Origin of the sequence: Trichococcus pasteurii (assembly GCF_900112935.1) — a bacterium.
Classification (GTDB): domain Bacteria; phylum Bacillota; class Bacilli; order Lactobacillales; family Aerococcaceae; genus Trichococcus; species Trichococcus pasteurii.
Genome location: NZ_FONM01000032.1, coordinates 1 through 11,555, shown reverse-complemented (window position 1 = coordinate 11,555; position 11,555 = coordinate 1). Strand labels below are relative to the sequence as shown.

The window sequence follows — 11,555 nt, the reverse complement described above, 5'->3', positions numbered from 1 at the left end:
ATACCTTTAAAAGTATACAGGATTGGAGATATTCTTTGGCGAAAGTGTTCAATCTTATTCATCGAAAACTGTTCAATTTAGTTTAGCACTGACAACATATCACCGTTCTGGACAAATTGACCTATGCGGGAAACAAGAAGAATCTGTCTGGTCTGCCAGCAGATCGGGTAGAACTCGTTGTAGGGGATATAACGGATGCCGAACTAGTGTATCAGCTTGTCAAAGAGGCGGATGCAGTCGTGCATTACGCTGCCGAATCGCATAATGACAATTCATTGAACGATCCTTTTCCGTTTGTTCAGACGAACATCATCGGAACATATACATTGCTTGAAGCATGCCGCAAATACGGCGTTCGTTATCACCATGTTTCAACGGACGAAGTGTATGGTGACTTGCCCTTGCGTGAGGGCTTGTCTGGAAAAGGGGAAGGTCCTGGCGAAAAATTCACGCCCGAGACTCCCTACAATCCTTCCAGCCCTTATTCGTCCACAAAGGCAGGTTCTGACTTGTTGGTCAGGGCTTGGGTGCGTTCATACGGGCTAAAAGCGACAATTTCGAACTGTTCCAATAACTATGGCCCTTACCAACACATCGAGAAATTCATTCCGCGCCAAATCACCAATATACTGTCCGGCATGCGCCCGAAACTATATGGTGACGGGAAAAATGTGAGGGATTGGATCCACGTGGATGACCATTCAGCGGCGGTGTGGACAATTCTGATGAATGGCCGGATCGGAGAAACCTATTTGATCGGTGCCGATGGAGAAAGGAATAACAGTGATGTTTTGGAACTGATTCTGGAATTGATGGGCCAACCGAAAGATGCTTACGACTGTGTAAAAGATCGTGCGGGGCACGATTTGCGTTATGCGATCGACTCTACTAAGATACGTGAAGAGTTGGGTTGGACCCCGCAATTCACTGATTTCCGCGATGGCTTGGCTGATACCATCAAATGGTACACCGAAAACAGAGACTGGTGGGCCGCCGAAAAAGAAGCCGTTGAAGCAAAGTATGCGAAAAACAATCAATAGGAAATAGCGGAACGCTCTTCTGGAGCCCATTATTTGATTAAATGGAAAATAAAGGAGGCCTGTGGATATGACGAAAGCCAACCAACGCAAACTGCTGATTATGCTGGCGGTCGTCTTCTGGATGGCGATCATCTTCAAGCTTTCAGCACAGCCCGGAGAACAATCGAACCTCCTGAGCACAAAAGTGACGACGCTCATTGTCAGCCTGGCAAAGCTCTTCCGGCCTGACGTGAATGTCCTATCATTGAATCACTTCATCCGCAAATGCGCGCATTTCCTGGCTTATCTAGTGTTGGGAATCATCGTATTGTTTGCGATGAGACGGATCGGGTTGACGGGTAAGCAGGGTGTAGTCTTCACATTGCTGCTCTGTATCAGCTACGCCATCACCGACGAACTGCACCAAGCCTTCGTCCCCGGACGCACCCCGAAGCTGCTGGATGTTTTGATAGACAGCAGCGGAGCTTCGCTCGGGATTGGGGTTTATGTTCTGTTTGTGGAAAACAGATGGAAAGAACTGAAGCAGAAGCGTTTGTAGTATACCCGAGGGTGTTGCGCGTGGCACGCGCCTCTCCGATGAGTGGGTGCCCGCCGGAGAACAGCATTGCGCCAGATAGCTCAACTTCGACGAGCAAATGCTGGCCGGAGGAGAATACGTTGTGGACGGCCGAACTCCGGCGCAGCTGCGGTGGTCGGAGGTATTCGTCTTTTGGATTGTTTTCCTCCGGCAGAGAGCCTCCTACCCGGAGGAAAGCGTCAGCTCCGATGAGAAGAATGCTCATCGGAGGAGAGCGGCCGCCCAGAAAAAAATATAACCACAAAGGAGACCCGCCATGAACAATAAATGGCTTGTACTCTACGCATCATCCCACGGCTTCTGGCATATGACACGCTACCTAGCGATCATCGAAGAACTTTTGGAAACAACAAATCATCAAAAATTAATAACATTACTATATTTTATCGGTACAGATTGAAATATATATTGATAAAATTGGGGATTAGAAATATAATTAAAAGAAACACCAATGGAGATGATTGCTGTGAATAAATTACAATTTGAAGAAGTCAATGAGAGCGAATTGTTTGCAGATTATACGGCCGATTGTTCTGGTAGCAGATCAGATTGCTGTACTCGAGTGTGTACAAGAAATGGTTACGTTTCTACTGAAGATGAATGGGGAAAATTCCTTGAAGTTGAAGGTGGAGTAATCCAATATTAGTTTGTAATAATCATATGGAAAATTCTGCTGTAACCTAAATAAATCGGGTTGCGGCATTTTTTTTTGAAAGGAAAGTAAAAGATGATTATAGATTGTGTGAAGCTAGAGCTGGCTATAGACCATACGTTTGAAATTGATACGGAAACTAACCTCATTTTTGGGGTTGAGTGTGCGGGGGAAATATTTTCTAAAAAAATTGGGAAGAGCAATGTTGAAAATGTGGGACTCATTTGTTTGGATAGTTCTAACCGGATAGTTAATTTTGCATGCGTAGCAATAGGTAACATAGAGAATGTGAAAGTAAATATTGCAGAAATATTCAAGATAGCTTTGTTGTCAAATTCATCACAAATTATTATTGCGCATAATCACCCTAGTGGAGTATTGGAAATAACGGAAGCGGATATATCACTCACAAAGAAAATAGGTATGATTGCTAAATTGTTTGAAATTAAATTGATAGACTCACTTATAGTGAATTGTAAGGAAGAAATTGTTTCAATTCGTGAAAGTGTAGCCATGGGGGAATAGTAATGGATAATCAAACTGTATATAAGGTGAAGGATTCTGTAGATCTGTTCTTGAGTGATGAAAGATACATTATGGCTTATTATTTGAATACTAGACAGAGAAAAAGTTTTAAGACCAATAAAGAAATGATTTTATTGATTGAGCAAATTGATGGTAGTCATACAGTACAAGAATTGAAAGAGTATATGGCAGACAATCATGATATAGACAGTCAATCTGTAGATTTTGTATTGCTGTTAATGGAAAAAAACAGATTGATTACCCCAATTAAAGTTAAGGAAAATATATTGAGTGAAGATGAGTGTAATAGGTATAGCCGTCAGATAAATTACTTCTCCGAGTTTCTAGGAAGCGAAGAAGAAGGGTTCTATGCACAGAAGAAACTTATGAACACCAACATATTAATTTTTGGTTGTGGGGCTATAGGGGGGGATGTAGCAACAGAACTAGTGATGGCGGGTGTGAAAAATATAACTCTATTTGATTATGATACAGTAGAATATTCCGACTTAGCCAGACATATGTATTATAGAAATAACTACGTTGGAAAAAGCAAGGTATCAGCATTAAAAGAAGAATTGCAGAAAATTGATTGTTCCGTTAAGGTGCATACAATAGATGAAGGTATGAAACCTAATTCTGATGTAGAACAATATATCAGGAAAGCTGATTTTGTGGTAAACACACTGGATGAACCATATATAGGATATACATCGTCAAAAATTTCCAGATGCTGTATTCGATATAATATTCCACATTATATAGCAGGTGGATTTGATGCGCATTTAGCAAGCACTGGGGAACTTATAATTCCACATGTAACACCTTGTGTTGAATGTTATGCAGGATATTTCAAAGAGAAGTTAAAGGGATGGAAACCAAAGGAACATCCTGTTCAGGAACGGTATACAGAAATGGGAGGACTGGCTTCGATGTCACTATTTTCAGCGTCATTTGCAGCAACTGAAATTATAAAGTATATTGCAGGGCTAGTTAATATAAGTGAAGAATATAAAGTGAGAGGGGAATTATTATTTTCAGATTTGAGTTTAACTTATCTCAATGTCATGAAAAATGATAATTGTCCGGTTTGCGGCGGTGATGTACTATGATGCCTAAATTAAATTCAACGGTCTCAGTCGTAAAAATAAATGATATTATTCTGGAATTTTTCAAATCAAACACTAGACAACAAGTACGAATTAAAGTCGATGATGATTCAATAATGAAAATTGTTTGTGGATTGGATGGGCTAAAAACAATTGAAGAAATAGCAGGAGAGAATGATGTATCTGTAGATGAATTGAAGTTGCTGCTGAACTTTTTGCGAAGCAAAGGGATATTGGATAATGTCTCACCAAAAAATGATTTTGATGAATATGATAAATTTCGTCGAGTCATACATTTTCTTGAAGATTTTTCTGGATCGCATGAGCACTTGCTGAGGTTATGGGGAAATATTCAAAGCGCACAGGTAATGATTGTTGGTTTGGGAGCGGTTGGTTCGTGGGTAACAGCAAATTTAGCTCAATCGGGTGTTCTTAATTTTATTTTACTTGATCCAGATACTGTTGAAATGTCAAATTTACATAGACAATTTGGATACGTTGAGAGCGATATCGGAAGGAGAAAAGTTGATGCTTTAGCTGATAGATTACAAGATTACAATCACGATATAAAGGTCACTAAAGTTTGTGAGATGTTAGATGCAAACATACTTAAGGAGTTTGATGATGAACATATAAATCTGATAATAAATTGCGCGGATCAGCCCAATGTTGACACTACCTCTTTGTGGATCGGAGAATATTCAATGAGGAGAGGCATTCCGCACATTGTTGGTGGAGGGTATAACCTTCACTTGTCACTGATAGGTCAATCAGTAATCCCTGGGAGTTCTGCATGTGTGAAGTGTTTCCAGAATCAGCTTGAAGAAGAAAATAAGATTGATACCCAACGCGTAAGGAAACTAGCAGTGAGAAACCGTAAAGTAGGAAGCTTTGGTCCGATGTGTTCAATAATAGCCAGTATGATTGGCATGGAAGCCATCAAAATTTTATCAAAGGAAATCACACCAGCTAATCTTAATCGAAGAGGCGAATTTGATATTTATAGTATGGATGTCACATATAAAACGTTTGTTAGGAGGGAAGATTGTGAATGGTGTGGTAAAGAGGGACAATATTATCATTAAGGATGCTTTTGAAAATAATTTGAAACATATAAATGTGGAGATACCGATCGACAAATTTACATGTGTGACAGGCGTATCTGGATGTGGGAAATCATCCTTGATTTATGATATTTTGTATGCTGAAAGTCAACGGGAACTATTGGAAAACCTGTCAGGAAATATGTTTGCGCAAAAAATAATGAATAAGGCGCTTGTCGGTTCTATCGAAAATCTGAGGCCAGCATTAAACGTTTCACAAAATTATTATAATTCAAATCCACGATCTACTATAGGTACATTGTCGGATAGTTCACACTATCTCAGAACATTGTTTGCTCTGATTACAAATTACCGGGAAGGATTGACTCTTAAAGAAAGTTTTTTTTCTTCAAATGACCCCACTAGCTGTTGTAAAAAATGTAAAGGATTAGGTGAAGAGTACGCAGTTTCGATGGATAGATTGATACCGGATGATGAGAAAACTTTGCGAAGTGGCGCAATTTCTTATTTTAAGGGAAAAGAAACTTCTGAAGAATATCAGACTTTGGTTGTTCTTTGCTCTTTACACAATATTGATTTAGATAAAAAAGTACGTGAGTTAAATGATGAAGAAAAAGAAATACTTTTATATCGGGATAGCAGTGAACTTATTCAACTGAAATTCAAAACTCCAAAAGGGAGGACTAAACATAGAAGTATAGAAGTAAAGGGGGCTGTGCGAGAATTAGAAGATAAGTTACGTGATATTGATACTCCGTCTGTGTTCGCGAATATTTCTAAATACTTAACAAAACAAGTGTGCTCACGCTGTCAAGGCACAAGACTAGAAGATAAAGTACTGGAACATTCCGTTTGTGAAGAAAATATTTCGAATGTTGAAAATATGCCAATGAATGAGTTAAATAAATGGATTGAAAAGGTAAAGCATGAATATGTGCAAAGTAATGTCCATGAGCAAGTAAATCAAATGTTGAATCAAATTTTTATAAGAACAAATAATATGATAGCGATGAATATTGGATATCTGAGTTTGAATCGCAGTATCCCTTCGCTTTCCGGAGGGGAGGTACAACGTGTTAGGATATGTAAACAATTAAATTGCGCTTTATCAGGTTTAGTGTATATATTGGATGAGCCGTGCAGAGGTTTACATCCGAGAAATATTATCAGTATTATTGATGCAACTAAGGATCTGGTAGCAAAGGGAAATACTGTGATTGCAATTGAACATAATAGAAAGTACATTTCTGAAGCAGATAAGGTTATTGAACTTGGCCCTGTAGGTGGACCCAAAGGCGGTTATGTTATTAATGAGGATGTTAATCAGGAAAGAAAAAAAACAGAAATAATTTTAAATTTTAAATCACCGAAAGCACCAAAAAATTGGATACGGTTTGAAAAAATCAATTTTAGGAATATAGTAGATCAAGATGTTGAAATTCCGTTAAAAAAAATAACATGTATTACCGGAGTATCTGGATCAGGGAAAAGTACCTTGGTTTCTGTAATCGAAGATTGTGTTTCAAGTGGCAAAGCTGTTAAATGCCATAAATTCACTAATACTACAAAAGTTAACACTGTTGATTACGTAAATCAAAAACCAATTGGGAAAACATCTCGTTCAACAGTTGCTTCATATCTGGACGTATTTGACAATATAAGACAATTATTCTCACTAACAGAATCTGCTAAAATCAATGGATTCACTGCATCGGATTTTAGTCTGAACGTGCCTGGCGGAAGGTGTGAAAGTTGTCAGGGGACGGGTTTCCAGAAAATCGAATTGAATTATTTGCCGGATTCATATATCGAATGTACAGAATGTGGAGGAAGAAGATATCATGAAGATGTGTTATTGGTGAAGTATAAAGACAAAACGATCAATGATATTTTAAATGCATCGGTAAGTGAATTATTTGAAGTTTTCAATGACGTAATTCCTGTATATTCAAAACTAAAATGTGTGGATGAGATAGGCTTAGGATATATTTCATTAGGACAAATGTCTATGCAGTTGTCTGGAGGAGAAGCACAACGAATCAAACTCGCAAAATCATTGGGTACTCCGATGAAAAAGAAGAAAATATATATACTGGATGAACCGACATCTGGGTTGAATACCCAAGATATTGAATTACTAGAGAAAGTGTTATTAAAATTAGAAGAACAAGGTGAGACGATTATTATTATTGAACATAATATTGAGTTCATTGCAAAAATATCAGACTATCTGTTGGATTTTGGAATTAAATCAGGTGATTTAGGCGGTAAAATTGTGTCAAAGGGATTACCGGAAAATGTTTTTAGAGATCCTCAGTCATCATGGTATGGACTCGTATAGATTTTTTCCAGTTAGAATTTTCTGTTTGTTTAAGACTAGAGTTAATAATAAAAAAATTTGGAAAATGAGAGGTGTCACGTGTATAAACAGTGGATAGCATTTTACGCATCATCCCATGGCTTCGGGCACATGACCCGATGCCTGGCGATCATTGAGGAACTTTTGGAGACGACCGATCATCTGATTTATCTCGCGAGCGGCGCCTACCAGAACAGCTTCGCCCGCGTTTACCTCGCGCGCTTCGGCGACCGCGTGACCTACAGGGACATCCGCACCGAAGTCGGCCTCGTCAACAAGGAAAACAGTCTGCAGGTCGACATCCCGCGTCTCGAGCACGAGCTGACCGATTTCATGGCAGGCTGGGATACAGCTGTTGCCGCGGAAGTCGCCATTCTGCGCGATTTGCCCGTCGCCTGCGTCATCAGTGACATCAGCGCCATCGGCATTCAAGTGGGGGAACAACTGGGTGTGCGCAACATCGGCATCGCTAACTTCACCTGGTACGAGCAGTACGAGTACCTCGGCCTGTCCGAAACCATCATCGCCCGTTTCAGAGAGGTCTACGCCAAACTCGACATCCTGATTGAATACGATCTGATGCTGCCGGCACCCAAACTGCCCGTCCCAAGAAAACAAATCGGTTTCATCTGCCGTCGCTTCAATACCGATCGCATCGCCGCCATCAAAGAACAATACGGCCCAAGCATCTTCATCACCTGCGGTAAATCCGCAGATCTGAACAACATCCAAATCGACAACTACGCCGGTACCATCTTCACCACCAGCGGTATCAACATTACAGCTACCGGTAACGCCACCGTCGTCCAGCTCCCCGTCGAAACCTTCGACACCCAAAACTACCTCGCCGCCAGCGACATCGTCATCGCCAAAGCCGGCTGGGGCACCATCTCCGAAGCCTTGCTTTCCAAAAGGAACCTGGTGCTGATCGAAAGGGAAGGCGTACTGGAGGATACCGAAAACATTGAAGAACTCAAACGCATCGGCGTTGCCGCTTCGATTAAAGAGAGTGATTTGAGAAGGGTGGATATGGAGGCAATTAGTCTGATAATCGAGGAGAATATCATCAGAGGAAACTTGGATAAATATGAGAATTCCGTCGATAAAGTTGCCCGAATTCTGAAATCAAGTATTCACTCCTAAGGTGTGAATACTTGATTTCAGAACGGTAAACAGTTTCACAATTAGTCCGCTTTAAGTTCGTACTTGTAGTAGTCGAAAGTACTATACACTACATTATTTTTGAATGTTTCAATTTTGTACATAATTCATTTTGTGTAAATAGATGACGTCATATAAGCAGTTGCTAATTATGTGCTATGTTCACTAGAAAGAGGTATAAGTTTTTATGAAAAAAAAAATTAATCCTATGACTTATAGAAAAAAATTCAGATGTGCATCTTGCAACGATTATTCATTATTTATCACTGATCGCTTTTATAATGGCATGTATATTGAATGTTCAAATGGTTGTGAGGTATTAGAATCCAAATTTTTAGGGATAATTGAAGAAAATGATTATTGTGGATTCTATAAGACCGAAGAAATTAAAGCGAATTTTCATTATTTTGATGTGATAGAAGAAAGTGCTGAAGTACTGTTTAAGTATAAACTGATTGGTTCGCCTTATGAAGGGTTTAGTAAAAAGCAACAGAGATATTTTCAAAATATTCAAAATCACACGTTTAATTACAATAATAAATTAGATGATTTAGCAATAGTATATATGGGAGAAAATAATTTGAATGAGATTGAAGATATGCCATCACCCTTCGGTTACATCTTCTCATTGATAGAAGAAATTGAGTACATTAGGGTACAAATTATTAAAAATCTTGTTATGTATAAATTCGTAGAAAAACACAATAATCACCCATTAACAATTAGGTTTTTAATGGCTAATAATTTTGAATACATAATACAAATTGATGAAAAAATGATAGTTTTATTAGGTATACTCTCAAATTATCCGTTTGAATCAGATCTTAAAAAAAATAAATCACATAGTATTTTAAAGCATGTCAAACAGAATGCTACTAAAATTTCAAACTTGTATCAAGCATTTAGTAGTTACCATAGTGATGGTTTTTTAAATACACAGCGAAAAAAAAGAAATGCAAATTCACATGCTGAATCTGATCTTATGATTTGGCTTAATAATAACAAAGAGAAAATGATGGAATTTAACTATAATGATTTAGCAATTGATATTGAAATGTATCATAATGACATAAGTAAAATTCTTAAGTTAGAATCAAAAATTTTCGAATTTGAAAAAGAGTTAATGACATATATGACAAGTGCAATAGAACAAAGTATTAGTTTAACAAAAACCCCAATGCAAGCGGAACAGGAATCTGATTTTGCCTTATTCCCTTCTGAACCAGCAAATAGCTATAATCCGAAAGAGATAGAAGCAAGTAAAAATGAACTATTTTTCAAACTTAACCTCCTCACTGAAATAAGTTCTGAAAACCAACAAGTTGTTGGAGATGTCTTCTTCAGAATTGATGAAGTATCAAGATTAATTATCGCTTCTTATAAATTCGAAGAATACTTTTTGAACAGATATCCTGATGATAAATTAGATGATCTAATCAATGAAGAAGAGTTACTATATAGTGCAGTTAATAGACTTTGCTCTTGTTTTGATAAGTTAGCACAATATGTAAACTCAAAATATAATACAGGAAACGATATCAAATATTTTGAAGATTTTAGAAGCTACAAGCAAAAAATAACCAAAATCGACAATCAAATTCAAAATATTTTGAATGATAGTAACTATTTATACCTTACAAAAATCAGAAATTATGCTACTCATACTATGCGATGGGGGAAAATATACACCGCAAGTGAGACCAATTATTTTTACAATCCGCTTTTCAATTGTTTGACAGAATGCTTGAATTTATTAGTTGAATTGTTGACAATTATTGTTGATAATCAACTTCTAAAATATACAAAGCAGAAGTGATTTGCTTGTATATTAGTTGTAATTAAACTTTAAAAATTGGGTTTCAACTAGCCCCTTAAAGATACTTTCACGTGCTACAGTATCAGCTTATTTTCGAAGAGTATCAGAGCCGCCTTTTAGCTAAGCCTAGTGTATTATGAAAGAGTAGTTCATTCTTCTATAAAGGAGCCGAACCATATGGAATTCCTGTTATTATTTTTACTCTTGGCCTTGTTGGTTAGAATTCCACCTAACCAAGATCGTTTCAAATCCTCAGGCTATAAAGAGGTGAGCGGACACAGTTTATTTGAAACGATTCTGGATCCTGGGCGCAATGGGGAATTTTTGATTTATTCCTGTTTGGAACGTTTCGGCGAGGAGCACAAATTGTTGACGAATGTCTATCTGCCCAAGGAAGACGGCACCACAACCGAAATCGACCTGATCATGATCACGGCAACTGGCATCTATGTGTTCGAATCGAAGAATTACAGCGGCTGGATTTTTGGCGACGAAAACACCAAATTCTGGACTCAATCACTCAACGGTGGGAAAAAGTATCGATTTTACAATCCTATTTGGCAAAACAAGAAGCACATCAGCGCATTACAGAAGCACCTTAGACTGAGCAATAACGTGTTCCGCTCCTATATCATCTTCAGCGAACGCTGCGAATTGAAGAAAATGTTTGTCCATTCCCCGGAAGTGAAGGTCATGAACCGGAATGTGCTCTTTAGAGAGGTCGAGGATGATATGGCGCAGCTGCCTGATCGTTTGAGCATATTCGAAATCAACCAAATCCACAGCGAACTAAGCAAATACGCCCTCGCGGATGCTGCGACCAAACAAGCGCATATCGATGCGATGAGGTGGCGGAACTGAATACTGAAATGCATGACTGATCCCTGGTGAGATTCTCACTGGGGATTTTTTATGTAAGCCCGCATTCAAAAGACGCATATAACCTGCATTCCCGAATTGTGTAACGATAATCACTCGAAAAACCGCTGTAACGATTGATATATAGCGGTTTTTTTGTAGACTTATAACTCGTTATATAATATAATGTATAACGAGGAGTGTTGATATGGCAGTTATTTTTCAGACAAACAAGAAAACGGGCATTACTTATGCCTATCAGAATGAACCCTACTGGGATAAGGAAAAGCAACAATCACGCGCTAAGAGGACACTGATTGGAAAAGTCGATCCGATTACAGGTGAAATCATCCCAACACGTTCGTACAAAAAGAAACCGGCCCCGACTTCATCG

9 protein-coding genes and 2 pseudogenes are annotated in these 11,555 nt (G+C 38.5%); all 11 read left to right on the top strand.

Translation table 11 applies throughout. The features are described 5' to 3' along the window. Positions 1–95: 95 nt before the first annotated feature. Positions 96–1,040, top strand: a pseudogene (gene rfbB, locus BM184_RS14800) (dTDP-glucose 4,6-dehydratase); the annotation flags it as partial. Positions 1,041–1,107: 67 nt separating this feature from the next. Then, positions 1,108–1,578, top strand: a complete 471-nt coding sequence (locus BM184_RS14795; protein WP_086943478.1) for a VanZ family protein — start codon at positions 1,108–1,110, stop codon at positions 1,576–1,578. Between the two features lie 505 nt (positions 1,579–2,083). Beyond that, on the top strand, positions 2,084–2,263 hold the full coding sequence (locus tag BM184_RS14790) for a hypothetical protein (RefSeq protein WP_218151060.1): 180 nt from the start codon (positions 2,084–2,086) through the stop codon (positions 2,261–2,263). Positions 2,264–2,344: 81 nt separating this feature from the next. Continuing rightward, positions 2,345–2,794: a JAB domain-containing protein gene (locus BM184_RS14785; protein ID WP_086943477.1), complete on the top strand. Its 450-nt coding sequence runs from the start codon at positions 2,345–2,347 to the stop codon at positions 2,792–2,794. 2 nt (positions 2,795–2,796) lie between these two features. Beyond that, positions 2,797–3,906, top strand: coding sequence for a HesA/MoeB/ThiF family protein (locus BM184_RS14780; protein ID WP_086943476.1), 1,110 nt, complete (start codon positions 2,797–2,799; stop codon positions 3,904–3,906). Further along, positions 3,903–4,988: a HesA/MoeB/ThiF family protein gene (locus tag BM184_RS14775; protein WP_086943475.1), complete on the top strand. Its 1,086-nt coding sequence runs from the start codon at positions 3,903–3,905 to the stop codon at positions 4,986–4,988. The genes BM184_RS14780 and BM184_RS14775 overlap by 4 nt, the downstream gene beginning before the upstream one ends. Continuing rightward, positions 4,951–7,308: an ATP-binding cassette domain-containing protein gene (locus tag BM184_RS14770; RefSeq protein WP_218151059.1), complete on the top strand. Its 2,358-nt coding sequence runs from the start codon at positions 4,951–4,953 to the stop codon at positions 7,306–7,308. Before BM184_RS14775 ends, BM184_RS14770 begins: the two co-directional genes overlap by 38 nt. A 78-nt stretch (positions 7,309–7,386) precedes the next feature. Continuing rightward, complete coding sequence (locus BM184_RS14765) at positions 7,387–8,469, top strand: glycosyltransferase (RefSeq protein ID WP_086943473.1); 1,083 nt, start codon at positions 7,387–7,389, stop codon at positions 8,467–8,469. Between the two features lie 205 nt (positions 8,470–8,674). Next, positions 8,675–10,303, top strand: a complete 1,629-nt coding sequence (locus BM184_RS14760; protein ID WP_086943472.1) for a hypothetical protein — start codon at positions 8,675–8,677, stop codon at positions 10,301–10,303. Between the two features lie 177 nt (positions 10,304–10,480). Next, entirely contained in the window at positions 10,481–11,164 is a 684-nt protein-coding gene (locus BM184_RS14755) for a nuclease-related domain-containing protein (protein ID WP_086943471.1), read from the top strand. Between the two features lie 205 nt (positions 11,165–11,369). Beyond that, positions 11,370–11,555 (top strand): annotated as a pseudogene (locus tag BM184_RS14750) (IS1634 family transposase); the annotation flags it as partial.

Coding starts and splice junctions, on each gene's coding strand:
- BM184_RS14780 (WP_086943476.1), top strand. CDS start 2,797: ATGGATAATCAAACTGTATATAAGGTGAAGGATTCTGTAGATCTGTTC.
- BM184_RS14785 (WP_086943477.1), top strand. CDS start 2,345: ATGATTATAGATTGTGTGAAGCTAGAGCTGGCTATAGACCATACGTTT.
- BM184_RS14755 (WP_086943471.1), top strand. CDS start 10,481: ATGGAATTCCTGTTATTATTTTTACTCTTGGCCTTGTTGGTTAGAATT.
- BM184_RS14760 (WP_086943472.1), top strand. CDS start 8,675: ATGAAAAAAAAAATTAATCCTATGACTTATAGAAAAAAATTCAGATGT.
- BM184_RS14795 (WP_086943478.1), top strand. CDS start 1,108: ATGACGAAAGCCAACCAACGCAAACTGCTGATTATGCTGGCGGTCGTC.
- BM184_RS14775 (WP_086943475.1), top strand. CDS start 3,903: ATGATGCCTAAATTAAATTCAACGGTCTCAGTCGTAAAAATAAATGAT.